At 71.0% G+C, this 17,861-nt stretch carries 19 protein-coding genes and 1 pseudogene; 8 read left to right on the top strand and 12 right to left on the bottom strand.

What is annotated here, in order from left to right:
• Positions 1-13: 13 nt before the first annotated feature.
• Positions 14-1,879, bottom strand: a pseudogene (locus ACN28F_RS01735) (BTAD domain-containing putative transcriptional regulator); the annotation flags it as partial.
• A gap of 441 nt (positions 1,880-2,320) precedes the next feature.
• Positions 2,321-3,301, bottom strand: coding sequence for a sporulation protein (locus ACN28F_RS01730; RefSeq protein ID WP_289206395.1), 981 nt, complete (start codon positions 3,299-3,301; stop codon positions 2,321-2,323).
• Between the two features lie 183 nt (positions 3,302-3,484).
• Here ACN28F_RS01730 and ACN28F_RS01725 point away from each other — a divergent pair, with 183 nt between their 5' ends.
• Positions 3,485-4,528 (top strand): sodium:calcium antiporter, encoded by a 1,044-nt coding sequence (locus tag ACN28F_RS01725; RefSeq protein WP_421356890.1) that lies wholly within the window; start codon positions 3,485-3,487, stop codon positions 4,526-4,528.
• Between the two features lie 25 nt (positions 4,529-4,553).
• Here the strand turns inward: ACN28F_RS01725 and ACN28F_RS01720 are convergent, their stop codons facing one another.
• The gene (locus ACN28F_RS01720) at positions 4,554-5,012 is read right to left on the bottom strand and encodes an ATP-binding protein (protein WP_289206393.1); all 459 of its coding nucleotides are present in this window, start codon (positions 5,010-5,012) and stop codon (positions 4,554-4,556) included.
• Positions 5,005-5,871, bottom strand: coding sequence for an MEDS domain-containing protein (locus ACN28F_RS01715; protein ID WP_289206392.1), 867 nt, complete (start codon positions 5,869-5,871; stop codon positions 5,005-5,007). The genes ACN28F_RS01720 and ACN28F_RS01715 overlap by 8 nt, the downstream gene beginning before the upstream one ends.
• A gap of 206 nt (positions 5,872-6,077) precedes the next feature.
• On the opposite strand from ACN28F_RS01715, the gene ACN28F_RS01710 reads away from it, so the two are divergent.
• A complete protein-coding gene (locus tag ACN28F_RS01710) occupies positions 6,078-7,022 on the top strand; it encodes a serine hydrolase (protein ID WP_289206391.1) in 945 nt (314 codons plus the stop codon).
• On the opposite strand, the gene ACN28F_RS01705 is transcribed toward ACN28F_RS01710, so the two are convergent.
• Positions 7,019-7,375 (bottom strand): hypothetical protein, encoded by a 357-nt coding sequence (locus ACN28F_RS01705; RefSeq protein WP_421356889.1) that lies wholly within the window; start codon positions 7,373-7,375, stop codon positions 7,019-7,021. The two genes, ACN28F_RS01710 and ACN28F_RS01705, sit on opposite strands and share 4 nt — an antisense overlap.
• 334 nt (positions 7,376-7,709) lie before the next feature.
• Between ACN28F_RS01705 and sthA the strand changes: the two genes are divergently transcribed.
• Positions 7,710-9,113 carry a Si-specific NAD(P)(+) transhydrogenase gene (sthA, locus tag ACN28F_RS01700; RefSeq protein WP_289206389.1) on the top strand — a complete coding sequence of 468 codons (1,404 nt, stop codon included), beginning with the start codon at positions 7,710-7,712 and terminating at the stop codon, positions 9,111-9,113.
• A gap of 8 nt (positions 9,114-9,121) precedes the next feature.
• Here the strand turns inward: sthA and ACN28F_RS01695 are convergent, their stop codons facing one another.
• Genes ACN28F_RS01695 through ACN28F_RS01680 form a run of 4 tightly spaced genes read right to left on the bottom strand, consistent with a single transcriptional unit; the run spans position 9,122 to position 12,840 of the window.
• Positions 9,122-9,739: a hypothetical protein gene (locus ACN28F_RS01695; protein WP_289206388.1), complete on the bottom strand. Its 618-nt coding sequence runs from the start codon at positions 9,737-9,739 to the stop codon at positions 9,122-9,124.
• Positions 9,736-10,590 carry a carbohydrate ABC transporter permease gene (locus ACN28F_RS01690; protein ID WP_421356888.1) on the bottom strand — a complete coding sequence of 285 codons (855 nt, stop codon included), beginning with the start codon at positions 10,588-10,590 and terminating at the stop codon, positions 9,736-9,738. The genes ACN28F_RS01695 and ACN28F_RS01690 overlap by 4 nt, the downstream gene beginning before the upstream one ends.
• Complete coding sequence (locus tag ACN28F_RS01685) at positions 10,587-11,561, bottom strand: carbohydrate ABC transporter permease (protein WP_421356887.1); 975 nt, start codon at positions 11,559-11,561, stop codon at positions 10,587-10,589. Before ACN28F_RS01685 ends, ACN28F_RS01690 begins: the two co-directional genes overlap by 4 nt.
• A 19-nt stretch (positions 11,562-11,580) precedes the next feature.
• Positions 11,581-12,840 (bottom strand): ABC transporter substrate-binding protein, encoded by a 1,260-nt coding sequence (locus tag ACN28F_RS01680; RefSeq protein WP_289206385.1) that lies wholly within the window; start codon positions 12,838-12,840, stop codon positions 11,581-11,583.
• 240 nt (positions 12,841-13,080) lie between these two features.
• Between ACN28F_RS01680 and ACN28F_RS01675 the strand changes: the two genes are divergently transcribed.
• From ACN28F_RS01675 to ACN28F_RS01655, 5 genes are read left to right on the top strand one after another with little or no spacing between them, the layout of a single operon-like run.
• Positions 13,081-13,332: a hypothetical protein gene (locus ACN28F_RS01675; protein ID WP_289206384.1), complete on the top strand. Its 252-nt coding sequence runs from the start codon at positions 13,081-13,083 to the stop codon at positions 13,330-13,332.
• Complete coding sequence (locus tag ACN28F_RS01670) at positions 13,329-13,643, top strand: type II toxin-antitoxin system PemK/MazF family toxin (protein WP_282227517.1); 315 nt, start codon at positions 13,329-13,331, stop codon at positions 13,641-13,643. Before ACN28F_RS01675 ends, ACN28F_RS01670 begins: the two co-directional genes overlap by 4 nt.
• Before the next feature lie 58 nt (positions 13,644-13,701).
• On the top strand, positions 13,702-14,304 hold the full coding sequence (locus tag ACN28F_RS01665) for a sulfite oxidase-like oxidoreductase (protein WP_421356886.1): 603 nt from the start codon (positions 13,702-13,704) through the stop codon (positions 14,302-14,304).
• A complete protein-coding gene (locus tag ACN28F_RS01660) occupies positions 14,274-15,026 on the top strand; it encodes a ferredoxin reductase (protein ID WP_421356885.1) in 753 nt (250 codons plus the stop codon). Before ACN28F_RS01665 ends, ACN28F_RS01660 begins: the two co-directional genes overlap by 31 nt.
• 28 nt (positions 15,027-15,054) lie before the next feature.
• Positions 15,055-15,327, top strand: coding sequence for a DUF6510 family protein (locus tag ACN28F_RS01655; protein WP_289210979.1), 273 nt, complete (start codon positions 15,055-15,057; stop codon positions 15,325-15,327).
• 77 nt (positions 15,328-15,404) lie between these two features.
• Here the strand turns inward: ACN28F_RS01655 and ACN28F_RS01650 are convergent, their stop codons facing one another.
• Genes ACN28F_RS01650 through ACN28F_RS01640 form a run of 3 tightly spaced genes read right to left on the bottom strand, consistent with a single transcriptional unit; the run spans position 15,405 to position 17,798 of the window.
• Positions 15,405-16,178 carry an aminotransferase class IV family protein gene (locus tag ACN28F_RS01650; protein WP_421356884.1) on the bottom strand — a complete coding sequence of 258 codons (774 nt, stop codon included), beginning with the start codon at positions 16,176-16,178 and terminating at the stop codon, positions 15,405-15,407.
• A gap of 37 nt (positions 16,179-16,215) precedes the next feature.
• Positions 16,216-17,208, bottom strand: coding sequence for a MerR family transcriptional regulator (locus ACN28F_RS01645; RefSeq protein ID WP_289206380.1), 993 nt, complete (start codon positions 17,206-17,208; stop codon positions 16,216-16,218).
• Between the two features lie 56 nt (positions 17,209-17,264).
• A complete protein-coding gene (locus ACN28F_RS01640; RefSeq protein ID WP_421356883.1) occupies positions 17,265-17,798 on the bottom strand; it encodes a GNAT family N-acetyltransferase in 534 nt (177 codons plus the stop codon).
• Positions 17,799-17,861 lie beyond the last annotated feature (63 nt).

The following is a 17,861-nucleotide window of genomic DNA, read 5'->3' as shown; positions in this document are numbered from 1 at the left end:
TCATCGACCGGTGCCGGTCGACCGGCGCGTCCTGCGCCTCGGCGAGGTCCACCGCGTAGGCACGGAGCAGGTCGTGCATGCCGTACCGGTGCTGGGGACCACGTTCGAGCAGGTGGGCGCGGGCGAGCAGGTCCAGCAGCCGGCGGGCGTCGGCCACTGTCGTACCGATGACCGCAGCGGCGGCGTACGGCTCCAGTCCCGGACCGGGATGCAGGCCCAGCAGCCGGAACGCGCGGGCGGCGTCCGTCGGCAGATGCAGGTAGGACCAGGAGAAGACGGCCCGCACGCCGGTACGCAGGTCGCCGCCGGCATCGAGCAGGTCCAGCCGGCGGTGCTGGTCGGCCAGTTCCCGTACCAGTTCCACCAGTGGCGCGCCCGGGCGGGTGGCGGCCATCTCCGCCGCCACCCGTAACGCCAGCGGGAGTCTGGCGCACTGCGCGGCGAGCACGGCGGCGGCGGTGTGTTCGGCGGTCACCCGGGCACCGATCAGCCGGTGGATCAGGGCGACGGCCTCGTCCAACGGCAGCGGGTCGAGGTCGATGCGCCGGGCCCCGTGCCGGGCCACCAGACCGGCGAGGGAGTCCCGGCTGGTGACCAGGACGAAGCATGACGGCGAGCCGGGTAGCAGCGGCCGGACCTGCTCGGCGGAGGCGGCGTTGTCCAGCACCACCAGCAGTCTGCGGCCGTCGACCAGGCTCCGGTAGCAGGCCGCTCGTTCGTCGAGATCAAGCGGCAGGTCGGGCCCGGTGACACCGAGCGCCCGCAGGAAACCGGCGAGCGCGTGACCGGGGGAGACCGGCTGGCCGGCGTCGTAACCCTGCAGGTCGACGTAGAGCTGGCCGTCGGGGAACCGGTGCCGGACGCGGTGCGCCCAGCGGATGGCCAGCGCCGTCTTACCGACGCCGGCGGTCCCCGAGGTCGCGACGAGCGTCACGCCCGGCACGGTGCCACCGCCCGGGTCGGTGGCGTCGAGCAGACTGTCCAGCCGGGCCAGTTCGGTGCCCCGGCCGGTGAAGTCCGGGATGTCGGCGGGCAGCTGGGCCGGTGCGGCAGGGGCCGTACGGGTGTCCCGTTGGTCGGACCGCTGTGCGCCGGTCGGGGCCGGCCCCGCGGCGGCAGTGTTCGGATCTTCGTCGTGCAGCAGCGTGGTGTGCGCCGCCGACAACTCGGGTCCGGGATCGACACCGAGTTCGTCGGTGAGGCGGTGCCTGACCTGATGATAGGTGTGGAAGGCGCGGGCACGTTGGCCGGCGGCCTGGTAGGCACGGATGAGCCGGGCCTGGGCCGCCTCGTCCAGTGGCTGGGCGGCGGCGGCCTCCTCCAGCGCCGGTACCGCCTCGGCGGCCCGCCCCGAAGCGATCATGACTTCGCCGTAGCGGGCGAGCGCGGCGTGCCGTTCCTCCACGAGGGCGACCACCCTGGGATGGGTGGTGAGGTCCGGGATGTCCGCCATCGGTGGGCCGTGCCACAGGGCGAGCGCCTCCTCGAGCTCGTCGGCGGCGCGGCGCAGGTCGCCGGCGCGCTGCCGGCCGGTGGCGGCGATCAGCAGGTCGCGAAAGCGCAGGGCGTCCACGGCGGAGTCCGGCAGCTGCAGGGCGTAGCCGTCCCCGACCTGTCGCAGCACCTGGCTGGGCGCACGCGGGGGACGGTCCGGCTCGAGTCGACGGCGCAGGTGCTTGACGTGGGTCTGGATGACGTTGCGCGCACTCGGCGGCGGACTACGGTCGGGCCACACGACCGCGGAGATCTCGGCGGTGCGCACCGGCTGGCCACAGGCCAGCGCGAGCAGGCCGAGCACGGCCCGCTGCGCGGCCGGTCCGAGATCCAGCTGTTCACCGTCGCGCCAGGCGCGCACCTGGCCGAGGATCTGGATACGCAACGTCGTCACCCTCGCCGGTCGTGCTGGTGCCGCCGCTCAGGACGGGGTGGCCGTATTCGGCGGTCGGTTCGCCTCACGCTAAATCAGCATCGGCGGCTGTGCAATCCTCCGCTGTGAATGATCAGAGTGAATTCCTTCATTGGTGGCCACCTGATGTCCCTCATGGACGAATTGGCGCCGGAGGTTGCGCTGATTGGTGGTGGTGCCCATGCGCGGCCGTGGACTGCCGGGACATTGGTAATAGGACGGTTTGTTGACACCTGTCGACTCCGGGCAGCCTGCCGCCGACGTCCGTGACGGCAAGAAACGGCGTTCGTACGGGTGAAGTGGAGGTGGGTAGGCGCGCGACAATTGTCGCCGGAGGTCGACATGGTCGTGGGCATCCGCATTTGTGCGACGCGTCTCCCGCGTCGCACCCGGACGCCCACGACCGTACGTCGGTCACTCCTCGCCGAAGTCCTCGTCGCCGCCGCCGTCGTCGCCGAAGCTGTCGAACACCTCGCCGGCGACCATCCCGCCGGCGAAGCCGAGCGCGGCACCGCCGACCGCCCCCGCGACCATGCCGCCCATGCCGGACCCGCCCCGATGGGCCGGCGGGTACCCGCCGTGCATCGGCTGGCCGTACCCGCCGCCGCCGAGGAACGACTGCCGCTGGGAAAGTGCCTGTCGGACCCAGCCGTCCACCTGCGCCGTCCAGTCCACGGTGTCGGCGTCGGCGTGGCTGACCCGGTAACGGCCGTACGAGTCGTGGCCCGGGGTGAACAGCCCGCCGCGCTTGTCGAACTCCAACACGACGTCCACGCCGTACTCGCTGGCGACGAAGGTCAGCTCGACCTCCCGGATGCCGCCGGCGTACTGCGGTGCGGCGAAGTACTCGATTTCCTGGTAGAACGGCAGGGTCTGCGGTACGCCGTGCAGCCGGCCGTACTCCAGATCGGCGCCCTTGAAGCCGAAACCGAGCCGGGCGAAGGCCTCCAGGATGCGCTCCTGCACCGGTAGCGGGTGCACGTGCACCGCGTCGAGGTCGCCCCGGTCGATCGCGCCCGGGATCGCCACCTCGGTGCGCAGCCCCATGGTCATCCCGTGCAGCCGCTGGCCGTACACGTCCGTCACCGGGGTCTCCCACGGTACGGCGAACTGGAAGGGCAACGAGACCTGCTGGCCCTCCCGTAGGGAGAATCCGCCACCCACCGCGACCCGGTGGAACTCGGCCGTCGCGTTGTGGTCCTCGCCGCCGGCCTCCACCTCCACCCGGGTGACCAGGCTGACGGTGATCTGGTCGAGCTGGGTCTCGTGGCTGCCGCCGACCAGGTTGACCTGGCCGCTGAGGACCAGGCCGGGGCGGATGTTGGGGTTGGGCAGCACCGTGTCGACGCTGGGGGCGCCGATGCCCAGGGCGCCCAACATCTTCTTGAAGACCACGTACGTTCCTCTCGTTCGGTGATGTCGTATCCGTTGTGCGGGATCGGGTGCCGGAGGCAAGGCGTCCATAATGGACGTGGATCAGACGATATCAGCGGTTTCTGAACGACTCCTGTGAGCTCGCCGGGGCGCTATACGGTGATCTGCCGGGTTTTGTGCAGCTCATGGTAGAGAATGCTCCCTGTGACTGACGCGGTGCTCGCGGCGAGCTGGCCGATCTCCTGGTCGGTCGTGGCGTTCGTCGCCGCCGGCGGACTCACTGTGGTGGGCAGTGTCCGACTGGTGGCCCTCGGCGACGCACTCGCCGACCGCACCGGCTGGGGCGAGGCGCTGTTCGGGGCGATCTTCTTCGGCCTGGCGACCTCGCTGTCGGGCATCGTGATGACCGCGGTGACGGCCGCCGGCGCCGCGCCGCAACTGGCGTACAGCAACGCCGTCGGCGGCATCGCCGCGCAGACCACCGCGGTCGCGGTCGCCGACCTGTTCTACCGCCGGGTCAACCTCGAACACGCGAGCGCCTCGCTGTCCAACGTGCTCTTCGGCTGCCTGCTGCTGGCGCTGCTGGCGCTCGCCCTGCTCGGCACCTACACCCCTGACGCGACGGTGGCCGGCGTCCACCCGGTCTCGGTGGTGATGGTGGGCTGTTACGTCGGCGGCGTCATGATCGTGCACTCCACCGACGTTACGCCGTACTGGCAAGCGGTCGACACCGTCGACACCCGCCAGGACCTGCCGCAGAGCCACGGACCGCTCGACAGTCCACCGTTGCCGGCACTGTGGGTCCGCTTCGTCGCGGTCGGCCTGATCGTCGCGGCCGGCGGTTGGGTCATCGCCCTGGCCGGGGAGAGCCTGGTGGCCGCGACCGGGCTGCGTGCGGGCTTCGTCGGCGGGGTGCTGATGGGCCTGATCAACGCGTTGCCGGAGGCCATCACGGCGATCGCCGCGGTCCGCCGGGGCGCGGTCACCCTGGCCGTCGCGGCGGTCCTGGGCGGCAACTGCCTCGACGCGCTCAACCTGGTCGTCGGCGACCTCTTCTACCGCGACGGTTCGCTCTACCACCAGGCGGGCACCGACGAACTGTTCCTCACCACCTCGGCGATGCTGATGACGACGCTGCTCCTCGGTGGCCTGCTGGTACGCCAGGTGCGGGGTTGGGGTCGGCTGGGCTTCGAAGGCACCCTGCTGCTCGTCGGCTATCTCGCGGTGGTCGCGGTGCTGGCCTTCTGAGTGCATCCGGCGGGCAGGTACGGCCTCAGCCCTCGGCCCTGAGGTCGATGACCGCGGTGACGACCGCCCCCGGGGCCGGGACGGCCCGCTCGATCAGCAGGGCGACGCACAGCTGCCGGCAGATCCACACGCCCCGGCCGCCGGTGCGCTCCTGGTCCGGCGGCAAGCTGCCCACCTGCGGGTCGTCGATCCCCGGACCGGTGTCGCTCACCTGGCAGAACAGGCTGTCCTGCGCGCGCCACAGCCGCAGCCGGCCGCCCCCACCGCCGTGGCGGATCGCGTTGGTGGCGAGTTCGCCGGCGACGATCAGCAGGTGTTCGGTCTGCTCGGCGGACAACTCCAGCCGGGGGGCGTGCGCGCTGAGCGTCGCCCGCAGCCCGTACAGCCCGTCACCGTCGAACTGGTGCTCGAGGCGGCCGTCGGTCGCCGCCACGCCCTCGGGACGGCCGCCGGTGCCCGTCGGCTGCGGATCCGGGCTACTCATGGCGTCTCTGTACCCGTAGCTGGGCCACGTCATCCGCGCCGACCAGGGACAGTACCGTGCCGACCAGCCGACGACAGGAGATGGTCATCCGCCGGGACCGGGGCAGTGCCCGGGCCGCCGCGACGACGATCCCGGCGCAGGCGCCGTCGATGTAGTCGAGGGCGGTCAGGTTGAGGTGCATCCGCCGGTCGATGCGCACGGATTCGGCCAACGCCAGCTCCAGGACGTCCTTGTGCCGGTAGTCGAGCTCACCGGCGATCCGCACCCCGGGCGGGCTGTACTGCCGACAGATCCGCAGCAGTGGATGCTCGAGGTAGACCTGGGCGGCCACCGTCCGGGGGTGCGCCCGCGCGGCGAAGGCGAGCGTGACCGCGTCGAACCGGCCCCGGTCGTACTGGCAGATCAGACAGAGCTGGCCGTGGGCCAACAGTTCGCCGACCCGGGTCTCGAACTCGAGCAGCTGTTCGGCGGCGGCGAACGGTCGGGTCGCCCAGCACATGTCCGCGGTGACCCGCAGGCCGGGGTAGCCCTCCCGGGTGGCGACGTGCATCTCGTGGGCCAGCGCGTCGACCATGCCGGCGGCGTCGGCCGGTACGTCACCGAGCAGCGATCCGGTGGCCGGGGCGATGCGCAGTTGACCTCGGCGCAACGCCGAGCCGGGGCGTACCGAACGGCCGTGCAGCTCACCGGTGAGCTCGTCCGGGCTCACCGAGTCGGTCCAGCAGACGACCTTCTGCCCGGCGCGCAGGCCGCCCCGCACGAAGGCTGCGACCAGGTCCAACCGCTCCTCCTGGTCGGAGAAGGTCAGACAGGCGTGGTCACCGGCACCGAGTGCGCCAACTGCAGCCGTGTCCGCCATCGTCGGTCCGCCTGTTCGTCATCGGAGGGATGGCTGCCACCTTAAGCGGTGGGTCCGACCACGCCCGGACATGCCCCCTCGCCTGGGCGTCGTGCGTCTGGTGCGCCCTCCCTGCCGATCTGGTCCAGCCAGGCATTGAACGCTCCGGCGGTCCGGTCCGTACCACCGGGCGGCAACGGAACCGGTGGCGACGTGGTGGAGCAGACGTGGCGAGCAGAAGAGTCCGTACCGGCGGTCGGCACACGCGGCGCGGCGGGACGTCGCGGCGGTCCCTGCTCGGTCTGGGCGTCCTCGGCACGCTCGCGGCCGGTGCCGCCGGCTACGGCTGGTACGAGGCGGGCCGGTTGCCGGCCTCGGCCAACGGCAGCCGGGTGGCGGCCCGCTTCGGCGACGCGCCGGCACCGACGGCGCCACCGCGCCCGGACCCGGTCGCTCAGCAACGGGAGCGTGCGGTCCGCGCCGCGCAGCAGGTCCGCCGGTACGCCGCCGACCTGCCTGGGCAGCTCAGTGTCGCGGTCGTCGACCAGGGTACGGGGACCGGGTTCCGGATCGGCGACGGCCTGCGGTTCCAGACGGCGAGCATCGTCAAGGTGGACATCCTGGCGGCGTTGCTGCTCCAGCAGGGTCGGCTCACCGGCGCGCAGCGGCGGACCGCCACCCGGATGATCACGGTCAGCGACAACGCGGCGGCCAGTGACATGTTCGCCCAGGTGGGTGGAGTGTCCGGGTTGAACCGCGCCAACGCCGCGCTGGGGATGACCGAGACCCGGCCGACGCCGTCGTGGGGGACGACGACCACCACCGCCGCCGACCAGATCCGGCTGATGCGGGCCCTGGCCGGCGACGATGGACCGCTGGGCTCGACCGAACGCGAGCTGGTGCTGGAGTTGATGGGTGACGTCGTAGCGGAGCAGCGGTGGGGGGTGTCGGCCGGGGCGTCGTCGGCGGGTTCGCGGGTCTGGGTGAAGAACGGCTGGGTCACCGTCGACGAGCACGACGGCCGGTGGCTGGTGAACAGCATCGGGCGGATCGCCGAGGGCGACCGGGACTGGCTGGTGGCGATCCTGTCCGACCGCCACGACACCTTCGACGCCGGTGTCGCGGTGGTGGAGCAGGTGGCCCGGACCGCGTTCGACGCCTGGCGCGACTAGCCGAACACCCGTTCGCAGGCCTGCCGGAGGCTGACCTGCGCGGCCGAGATCGCCAGGTTGCCCTCGATGGGGTCCTGGTCGGCGGCCTGTGCCGTGGCCTGTTCCAGTTCCTTGCCCAGCGCGGCGATGGTGTCGTCGGTCGAGGTCTGTGCCTGCCGAGCGATCGCCCGGTTGATGTCGTGACCGAGTTCGGCCGCGCTGAGCTCGCGCAGGTCCTGGCAGGCCTGCCAACCGTCGGTGTCGGCCGGCGGGGTCGGCTGTGCGGTGGTGCCGCTGGTCAGCGGCTGCGGGGTCGCCTGCAACTGTTCCTCGCGGGTCAGCGCACCGACGGCGATGACCCCGACGGCCAGCACGACCGGGGCGAGAACCCACAGCCAGACGGAGCGGCGTCGGGACCGCCGGGGGGACCTGTATCCAGAGTGGCCGGTGGGAGCGGGGCGTGGCTGGCTCACGGTGGTGCCTCTCATGTCTGACTGGGCGAAGGGAGACGAGGGAAGCAGCTTCGTACGGCATAGCGGACATTAGCGTCCGTGACGCCATATATTCACACACGTCACGTTCGTATGCCGCACGATGCCCCATAGTAGGCTTTTCGCTGCGGAAGGCAACCCATCCATCGCCGTAGTGGGTCCGGACGGGTGGGGCGGGCGTAAGCACCCCGAAACGCGGAGCTGGCACACTGGGGCGGTGTATGACGTCGACGTGCTCGTGATCGGTTCCGGCCCCAGCGGACAGAAGGCGGCGATCGCCGCGGCAAAGCTCGACCGGCGGGTCATGGTCGTCGAACGGGCGCACATGCTCGGTGGGGTGTGCATCAACACCGGGACGATCCCGTCCAAGACGCTGCGCGAGGCGGTGCTCTACCTGACCGGACTCAACCAGCGCGAGGTCTACGGCCGCAGTTACCGGGTCAAGGACGACATCACGGTCAGTGACCTGGCGGCCCGTACCCAGCACGTCATCGGCCGGGAGATCGATGTCACCCGCAGCCAGCTGACCCGCAACCGGGTGCGGATCATGACCGGGACGGCCCGCTTCGACGATCCGCACACGGTGGTCGTGACGGACCCGTCGGGGCACGGCAACAAGGTCACCGCGGAGAAGATCGTGATCGCGGCGGGGACCCGACCGGCCCGACCGGCCAGCGTCGACTTCGACGAGCAGACGATCATCGACTCGGACGGCATCATCAACCTCGAACGCGTACCGCAGTCGATGCTGGTGGTCGGTGCCGGTGTCATCGGCATCGAGTACGCCTCGATGTTCGCCGCGCTCGGCTCCGAGGTCACCGTCGTGGAACGCCGCGACCGGATGCTGGAGTTCTGCGACCTGGAGATCGTGGAAGCACTGAAGTACCACCTGCGTGACCTGGCCGTCACCTTCCGCTTCGGCGAGGAGGTGGCGTCGGTGCAGCGCCACGCCAAGGGCGCGGTCGCCGTGCTGGAAAGCGGCAAGCGGATCGCCGCCGACACGGTGATGTACTCGGCCGGACGCCAGGGCGTCGCCGCCGACCTCGACCTGGAACGGGCCGGCCTGTCCGCCGACCCGCGCGGCCGGGTCGAGGTCAACGAGAACTTCCAGACCTCGGCCGGGCACATCTACGCGGTGGGCGACATCATCGGCTTCCCCGCGCTGGCCTCCACCTCGATGGAGCAGGGCCGTCTCGCCGCGCACCACGCCTGCGGCGAGCCGGCGCGCGGCATGCCGCAACTACAGCCGATCGGCATCTACACCATCCCGGAGATGAGCTTCATCGGCGCGACCGAGGACCAGCTCACCGACCAGCGGGTGCCGTTCGAGGTCGGGATGGCCCGCTACCGCGAGCTCGCCCGGGGGCAGATCATCGGTGACTCGTACGGGATGCTCAAGCTGCTGGTCGCCCCGGAGACCCGGCAGTTGCTCGGGGTGCACATCTTCGGCACCGGTGCCACCGAACTCGTCCACATCGGGCAGGCGGTGATGGGTTGCCACGGCACCATCGACTACTTCGTCGACGCGGTGTTCAACTACCCGACCCTCGCCGAGGCGTACAAGGTCGCCGCGCTGGACGCGATGAACAAGATCCGTCACCTGGCCCAACTGCACGACTGAGCCGGGCGTCACCCGCGTCTGTCGGCCCGTGCCGCCGGCCGGCGGGCCACCGACACCGCCGCCAGCACCACGCAGCCGGTCATCGGCACCGCCAACGGGGTCAGCTGCCAGGTGACCAGCACCAGCCCGCCGACGGCGAGCCCGAGCAACGCCGTACCGCCGGGGTCGTGCACCGTGCGGATCGTCGCGGCCCGCAGCGTCACGGCCCAGCGCGCCCCCGGCCGCCACAACTGCGCGGCCCGCAGTGCCAGCGCCGCGAGTGCCACGGCGGCGAGCAGGCAGACGGCCGCGACGAGGCCGCCGCCGGGCAGTCGCCCGGTGCGCGCCACCGCCGCGTCGAACGCCAGCAGCCCGGCGGCGGCCAGCACCGCCAGCGACCACGGCCAACTGCCCGGCAGTGCCGCCCGTACGGTCGCGGCGAAGGCCCGGACGCTGGTGCTGCCGGTGCCGTCGACGTGCGCGCGCAGGTGGGCGCAGCCGGCGGCGAGGGCCGCCAGCAGGGTCACCAGCGGTACGGTCGCGGCCAGCACCAGCACCCCGACCAGCAGGGTCTCGCCGAACAGGGCGAACTGGGCACCACGTCGCTGGCAGTCGGCCCGCGCCGCCGAGGTGTCGTCGCCGGTCACCCTTTCAGCCCCGACGCCGACATCCCGTCCACCAGGAAGCGTTGGAAGAACAGGAAGAATCCGATGACCGGCAGCAGGGCCAGCATCGACATCGCCATCAACGCGCCGTAGTCCGACAGCGTCGTCTGGTCGATGTAGAGCTGCAGGGCCAGCGGCAGCGGGTACTTGTCCGGCGTACTGAGGTAGATCAGCGGGCCGAGGAAGTCGTTCCAGGTCCAGATGAAGGTGAAGATCGCCGTCGTGATCATCGCTGGTCGCGACAGCGGCAGGATGATGTGCCAGAAGGTGCCCCACTGCCCGGCACCGTCGATGCGGGCGGACTCGTCCAGCTCGGGCGGGATGGTGCGGATGAACTGGACCATCAGGAAGACGAAGAACGCCTCCGCCGCGAGGAACTTGCCCAACAGCAGCGGTACGTAGGTGTCGACCAGTCCCAGGTGCTGGAACACCGCGTACTGCGGCACGATGAGCACGTGGAACGGCAGCAGCAGGGTGGAGACCATCAGTACGAACATCGTCGAGCGGCCCCGGAACCGCAGCCGGGCGAAGGCGTACCCGGCGAGGGCTGACGACGCGACGGTGCCGACCACGGCGAGCACCGCCAGCACCGTGGAGTTCCAGAAGAACCGCAGCGTGCTGATGCCGGCCATACCCTCGGCGGCGCGCTGGTAGTTGCCGACCGTCGGGTCGCGGGGCAGCAGTCGAAGGTCGCCGAGGATCGACGCCGACGGGGTGAACGACGCCGAGACCACCCAGCCCACCGGGTAGAGGACCACCGCCAGCAACGCCAGCGCCGCCAGGTGCCAGCCGACGCTGTGCCGCAGTCGTCGGTGACCGGCCCGCCCGCTCATCGTGCGTCTCCCGCGTAGTGGACCCAGCCCCGCGCGGTGCGGAACAGCAGCGTGGTCACCAGGCCGACGCCGAGCAGCAGCATCCAGGCCATCGCCGAGGCGTAGCCCATCCGGAAGTCGGTGAAGCCCCGGTCGTACAGGTAGACCGTGTAGAACAGGGTCGACCCGGCCGGGCTGCCATTGCGTCCGCCGACGATGTACGCCGAGGTGAAGATCTGGAATGAGTTGATCGTCTCCAGCAGGAGGTTGAAGAAGATCACCGGTGAGATTATCGGTACGGTCACCGCCCGGAACCGCCGCCACCGGCCGGCGCCGTCGACCTCGGCGGCCTCGTAGAGTTCCCGGGGCACCTGCTTGAGCCCGGCAAGGAAGATCACCATCGGTGCGCCGAACTGCCAGACGGCCAGCAGCACCAGCATCAGCAGGGAGAAGTCGGGGTTGCCGACCCAGCCACCGGTGGGCAGCCCGACCGCCCCGAGCGCCCGGTCGACGATCGCGTCCTCGCTGAACAGCGCCTTCCAGACGATCGCGATGCTGACGCTGGCACCGATCAGCGACGGTCCGTAGAAGGCCGTCCGGTATCCGCCCTGGCCGCGTCGGGGGGTGTCGAGCAGCATCGCGACCGCGAGCGCCGCCGCGAGTTTGAGCGGTACGGCCAGCAGCACGTACGTCACGGTCACCTGCACCGACTGCAGCCACCGGCTGTCGTCGAAGAGCCGTCGGTAGTTGTCCAGGCCGACCCACTCCGGGGTGGTGAACAGGTTGTAGTCGGTGAACGACAGGTACAGCGAGGCGGCCATCGGGCCGATGGTCAGCAGCGCGATGCCGACGATCCAGGATGACAGGAACAGGTAGCCGGCGAGCCCGTCGCCGGACCGGCGGCGGCGCGGTGACGGCGCCGCCGGTCGGCGCTCACCCGTCGCGGGCTCACCCGGTGGGGTCCGCCTCGCGCCGACGGTGGACGTGCGCATCGGTCGCCCTCCTCACCGGTCAGGACCGCAGGATGTCCTCGGCCTCGGTGAAGAACTGGTCGACGGCCTGCGCCACGCTGATCCGCCCGTAGTGCAGTTCCTCGCTGATCCGGATGAAGGCCGCCTCGATGCCACCGGCACCACGCGGCGGCGCCGGCGGGGCCTGGGTCAGCTGATCGGCGATGGTCTCCTCGTAGGCGGCGACGGCGGCCAGCGGCCCGTCGAGTTCGGCCGCGTCGCGCTGGGCGTTGGTGGCCGGCAGTCCCCGGTTGCCGCCGAAGATCCGACCCACCTCGGGGTCGTTGATCATGAAGGAGATCAGCTTCGCGGCGGCCTCCGGATGCTCGGTGCGGGCCGAGGCGCTCAGCAGCATCGCCGGCTTGAGGTACTGGCCGAGCCGGCCCGGGTTGTCGGTGGGCAGCGGGCCGAGGTGGATCTCGGTGTCGGTCTCACCCGCGTAGCGGACCAGGAAGTTGTCCCAGCCCAGGTCCGAGGCGGCCAGGTCGTCCACCCACAGCGACGCGGGTTTGATCGCGACGGCGGTCTCCACCGGCAGTACGACGTCCTGCGCGATCAGGTCCATGCCCTGCTGCCAGAATCGCGCCAGCCGCTCGGCGTCGAAGCCGAGTCGGCCGTCCTCGGTGAACAGCGCGCCGCCCTCCTGGCGCAGTTGGGCCTCCAGGTTGTAGATGACCCCGGTGTAGTTGCCGCCGCCGTAGGTGCCGGTGGTGGACCTGATGGTGGCCATCGTGGCGTGGTAGTCGTCCCAGGTCCAGCCGACCTGTGGGGCGGCCACACCGGCCTGGGCGAACAGGGCCGGGTTGTAGAACATGCTCCATGTGTTGCCGCCGATCGGCACCGCGTACCGGGTGCCGTCGACCTCGCCGACCCCGTCGAAGCCCGGGAGCAGGTCGGCCAGGACCAGCGCGTCGCCGGCCTGGCCGCCCAGGTCGTACAGGACGCCCCGGTCGGCGTACTCGCGCAGGTAGGAGAAGTCCATCTGGACGACGTCGGGCATGTTGCCGCCGGCGGTCTCGGTAGTCAGCTTCTGCCAGTACGCCTCGTACTCCTGGAAGCTGGGAGTGACCCTGATGTCCGGGTTCTGCTCCTCGAACAGGTCGATCGCCTGTTGCATCAGGTCGGCCCGTTCCGCGTTGCCCCACCAGGAGTACCGCAGGGTGACCGGCCCGGAGGCGTCGTCGTCACCGCAGGCAGCGGCACCGACCGCGACCAGGGCGAGCGCTGCGGACGCAGCGAGAACTGCCCTGAATCGTTTCATTGTCGCCATGCGGATCCTCCGGTTTCGGGATGACGAACGATGCCGGTCGGGTGTGTCGTCGACCACAGGAAGCGCTTGTCAACGTAGGTTAGGAGTCTGTTAGATCCACGTCGATGGCTGTCTTGAACGTTACAATCCGCCGGGGTTCGAGCACGACGACATGTCTGCCGGCCGCGATGGCCGACACCTGCGGGCGAGCCCGGGCAGGCGTACCGCCCAGCGACGTCGTACCATCGCGACATGGCAGAGATGGTCACGCTGCGCCTGAGCCCGGAGACGGTGGCCAGAGCACGCGCCGCTGCCGAGCGGGAAGGAATGACACTTTCCGACTGGATGGACCGCGCCGCCCGCCGGGAGGCCTGCCGCGACGCCGCACGGGCCCACGAGGAATGGCTCGCCGCCAACCCCGACGTGCGCGACGAGCTCGACGGCTTCGACCGGCTCGCCGACACGCTGGAGTCCGGCTGGTCCGACCTGTCTGACGCGGCGTGAACCGCGGCGAGATCTGGACCGTCGGCGAGCGATCCGACCTGCGCTACCGGGTGGTGGTGCTCTCCGGAGACGCCCACAACGACCGGCCCCGCGCCGCGCCGTACTGCGCCCCGATCGTGCGCCAGCGCGGCGCGACCACCCTGCCGCCGTTCGTGGTGCCGTTGGCCGAGACCGACCCGCTCTCCGGCGTCGTCGTGGTCAACCGGATGCGGCGCATCTCCGGCAAGTCCGGCGCCGAGCGGGTCGGCATGGTCACCGGGGCCAGCATGGCCCGCCTGGAAGAGGCGATGCGGGACCTGTTCGACCTCTGACGGGTGCAATCCCGGCAGCCGCTGGCAGCACCGCCCCAGCCGGTGATAGAACTGTCCGATGGGTATCGTGTCGCCCGGATTTCAGGGCCGTCCGCGTTCCCCCGGCGCAGTCACCCTGCCGCCGGGGCAGTACCTGACCGAGGACTTCCCGGTGCTCTCCGCCGGCCCGACGCCGCGGATCGACATCGCCGGCTGGGAGTTCGTCGTCACCACCGAGGACGGCACCGCCCAGCGCTGGAACTGGTCGCAACTGCTCGACCTGCCGAGCGAGGACATCACCGTCGACATCCACTGCGTGACCAAGTGGTCCAAGCTCGGCACCCGCTGGCGCGGCGTCTCGCTGGACACGCTGCTGGTTGACGTCGAGACCGCCGCCGACTACGCCGTGGCCCACTCGTACGGCGGCTACACCACGAACCTGCCCCTGGCCGACCTGCTCGACGGTCAGGCCTGGGTCGCCTACCGGTACGACGACGCCGACCTGAGCCCTGAACACGGCGGCCCGGCCCGGCTGCTGGTGCCCCACCTGTACTTCTGGAAATCGGCGAAGTGGGTGCGTGGCCTCCGGCTGCTGCTCGACGACGAACCGGGCTTCTGGGAGACCGCCGGCTACCACGACTACGGTGACCCGTGGCGCGAGCAGCGGTACCAGGGCGACTGAGCTGGCGGGTGGCCCGGCTCGCCGCCGTCCGCGACGAGACGCCGACCGCCCGTACCCTGCTGCTGGACGTGCCGGACTGGCCCGGACACCTGCCCGGCCAACACGTCGACGTGCGGCTCACCGCCCCCGACGGCTACCAGGCTCAGCGCAGCTACTCGCTCGCCAACGCCGTCGACGGCGACCGGGTCGAGCTGACCGTCGCGCGGGTGCCCGACGGCGAGGTCTCCGGCTACCTGGCCGGCCCGTACGCCGTCGGTGACCCGGTGGAGATCCGCGGCCCGGTCGGCGGTTGGTTCCTCTGGCGGCCCGGCACGACCGACCCGGTGCTGCTGATCGCCGGCGGCTCCGGGATCGTGCCGCTGATGGCCATGGTCCGCGCCCGGCGGGCCGCCGGCAGCCGGGTGCCGTTCCGGCTCATCTATTCGGTACGGACCCCGGCCGACATCTACTACGCCGACGAGCTGCGCCGCCGCGCCCGCGACGACGCCGGACTCGACGTCAGTTACGTCTACACCCGGGAAGCACCCGACGGCTGGCCCGGCCAGATGGGCCGGATCGGCGTCGCCCGGATCAACACCGACGGCTGGCCGGCGACGCTCGAACCGGCCTGCTACGTCTGCGGGCCGACCGGCTTCGTCGAGGCCGTCGCCGACATCCTGATCGCCCTCGGGCACGACCCCCGCCGCGTCCGCACCGAACGATTCGGACCCACCGGAGGTTGACATGACCGACCAGCCCGCCGTCGCCCTGCTGCCCGACGAGCACCACCTGGACGGCAACGCCCTGGCCGGACCGCTGGGCGAGATCTTCGCGGTCGACGTCACCACGGCTGTCGGGCGCTGCGCCGGCTGCGGCCGGTCCGGGCCGCTCGCCGCCCTGATGGTCTACGCTGACGCGCCCGGCCTGGTCGCCCGCTGCCCGCACTGTGCCGGGGTGCTGCTGCGCCTGGTACGCGGCCCGGCCGACGTCTGGCTCGACCTGCACGGCGCACTCAGCCTGCGGATCGCCGTACCGACGAGCTGAGCCGCCGGACCGTGACCGCCTCGATGGTCGACTCGTAGCAGCCCACCGTCAGCCGAAGGAGCCCGACGTCCGGCGCATCAGAGCGGTTCACCGGGGATGGCGCTGTACTCCCTGCCGATCTGCTCGACCAGCGGGATCGTGCCGGTCCATCGAGTGGCGTCGACCGCGATGACGCTCCGGACGCCAACGGTTGCGTTGGTGGCGAACGCTGCGGTGTAACGATCCAGCTCCGTCACGTTGACGCGGCGCTCGTGTCCCGCGCGTACCTGTTTGATCAACGCCATCGTGACTCCCGGCAACACCGGTGCCTGCGGCCACACTATGTCGTCCCCTGCGACCAGGCCGAGGTTCCAGGTCGCCCCCTCGCAGATGAAGCCCTCCCGGTCGACGAACAACACGTCGTCGAAGCCGGCGAGCTGAGCCTGTCGGCGGTGGAACATCGTTGCGAACAGGCCGAGATGCTTGACGGGCGGCACGTCCCGTTCGTACCAGCGTGCAGTGAGCACCAGCGGCGGCGGTGGTGTCGACGACACCGTTCGCGTCGTGACGAGCACCTGGGGGTGTGCTGCGCTGGCGGGGTGTCCCAGGTCGAGATCGGGGTCGAATACCGTCACCCTGGCGACGGTCGGCTCGGCGCAACCGTCTACCACCTGGCGGACGTAGCCGCGAACCTCGTCCTGGTCGAGATCGACGCCGAAGAGTGCGCGGCAGTCCGCTGTCAGCCGGTCGAGGTGAAGCGAGAGTCCGCGCACCCGGCCGGCGTCCACTCGCATGGACGTGAAGTGGCCGTAATTGGTGAGACCCAGGATCTTCAGGTGATCCAGATCGACGGGCTTTCCGTTCAGGATCATGACGCCAGTCTTCCCCATCGGCGTGCGGCCGCCGCGATCAACGGGCCGGTAGGGCGGACGCGCGAAGCGCGTCGGCCAGCCACTCGAACGGGAACCGTTCGGGCTCCACGCCGTTCACGGTGGTGACCAGCGCCATGTACCGGTCGAGCGGACCGGGCGGGTCCGGCGGCGTACGGTCCCACTCCGCGCCGGTCAGCATGTGGTCGGCCGTCTGGATCCGGAACTCGGGTGTGTCCGGTATCCCCGGGCTGTCCGGTGTCGCGAAGACGGTGGTCAGCCACCCCATCCACCGGTCGGCGATCTCCCGCCCCTGTGGCGAGTCCGGCGGGACCTGTTCGCGCGCGGCGTCCATCGCCGCCTGGCCGATCGGGGTGGCCGCTTCCAGACGGTCCAACATCGGTCCGGAGGTCATCAACGGCCCGGCTCCGGTGGTGCACACCTTGTACAGGTCACGGCGTACGGCCTGTCGGATCTCCGGATCGCGGACCAGCTCGGCCAGCTCGATCCACGCCTCCAGCTGGGCCGTGGTGGGATGGTCCGGCAGCTTCGGGTGGGCCGACCGCCACCACTGCATCATCCGCTCCGGCGGCTCCCAGCCGGTGGAGACCTCGACCCAGAACTCCTCGATCAGCCGGTCGCGCTCCTCGTCGGACATGCCGGCCAGCTTGTGCATCAGCGTCACCTGCTCGGCGGTGGATCCCTGCCGGAGGATGGTGGAGAGCACCGCGCGACGGCTACGCAGCCGTGCCTCCTGCTGCGTCAGCAGGGCCAGGTGGGTGGTGGCCAGCTCGCGCAGCGTCGCCTCGCCGGCCAGCACCCGCCGGATCTCGTCCAGGCCGGCGTCGAGTTCCCGCAGCGTGCGGACCAGCTCCAGCCTGGCGATCGCCGACACGTCGTACAGCCGGTGGCCGCCCGGGGTACTGGCGGCCGGCGTGACGACACCGGCGTCGGCGTAGTAGCGGACGGCGCTGACACTCAGACCGGTGCGCCGGGCGACATCCCCGATGGGATAGAGCTCGTTCATGTCCACGACGCCAACTATGCGACCTCAAGCGGCTTGAGATGCAAGCCCGGCGCGCGGTGCCGTCACGCCTCCGCGGCTGGCGCTGCGGAGGTGGACCCGATCGGTTTGACCATCTGCTGGGCGGTGACCGCGTACCCGGCCGACTCGTAGAGCCGGCGGGCCACCGGATTGTCCGCGAAGACGTTGAGCCCGAGCCGGGTCACTCCGCGCGCCGCCAACAGCGGTTCCACTGCGGCCAGCAGCGCCCGGCCGTACCCGTTGCCGCGCTGCGCCGCGTCGACCTCGATGTCGTAGATCCAGGCGGGCCGTTCCGGCTCGGCCGGACCGGGCAGTCCCACCCAGATCCAGCCGACCGGTGGTGCGTCGTCGGCACCCGCCGACCGGGCCACCAGGAAGAGCATTCGCTCGGTCGCGAGCCCGTCGGGCAGCAGCTCGGCGTGCTGACGGCGCGACTCGGCCAGCGCCGTCGCGGTCGTCGCCCGCCCGGACCGCAGCAGGCTGCCGGCATAGCCGGCGATCAGCGCGGGAATACGTACGTCGTACTCGGCCTGGGTCATCGGGTGCAGCGTCACCGCGCACGATCCGGTCGTCGTCACGGGGACATCGTGGCGCACCGGGCGCGGGCCGTCACGTCAATTGCGGGACCACCCGGGAAGCGC

Origin of the sequence: Solwaraspora sp. WMMA2101, from assembly GCF_049179175.1 — a bacterium.
Taxonomy (GTDB): Bacteria; Actinomycetota; Actinomycetes; order Mycobacteriales; family Micromonosporaceae; genus Micromonospora_E.
This window is presented reverse-complemented; position numbering and strand designations above follow the sequence as displayed.

Bases quoted from the DNA above. Each gene is read 5' to 3' on its own strand.
- ACN28F_RS01720 (WP_289206393.1), bottom strand. From the start codon at position 5,012: ATGAGTAGCCCGGATCCGCAGCCGACGGGCACCGGCGGCCGTCCCGAG.
- ACN28F_RS01715 (WP_289206392.1), bottom strand. From the start codon at position 5,871: ATGGCGGACACGGCTGCAGTTGGCGCACTCGGTGCCGGTGACCACGCC.
- ACN28F_RS01690 (WP_421356888.1), bottom strand. From the start codon at position 10,590: ATGAGCGGGCGGGCCGGTCACCGACGACTGCGGCACAGCGTCGGCTGG.
- ACN28F_RS01685 (WP_421356887.1), bottom strand. From the start codon at position 11,561: ATGCGCACGTCCACCGTCGGCGCGAGGCGGACCCCACCGGGTGAGCCC.
- ACN28F_RS01680 (WP_289206385.1), bottom strand. From the start codon at position 12,840: ATGAAACGATTCAGGGCAGTTCTCGCTGCGTCCGCAGCGCTCGCCCTG.
- ACN28F_RS01675 (WP_289206384.1), top strand. From the start codon at position 13,081: ATGGCAGAGATGGTCACGCTGCGCCTGAGCCCGGAGACGGTGGCCAGA.
- ACN28F_RS01665 (WP_421356886.1), top strand. From the start codon at position 13,702: ATGGGTATCGTGTCGCCCGGATTTCAGGGCCGTCCGCGTTCCCCCGGC.
- ACN28F_RS01650 (WP_421356884.1), bottom strand. From the start codon at position 16,178: ATGATCCTGAACGGAAAGCCCGTCGATCTGGATCACCTGAAGATCCTG.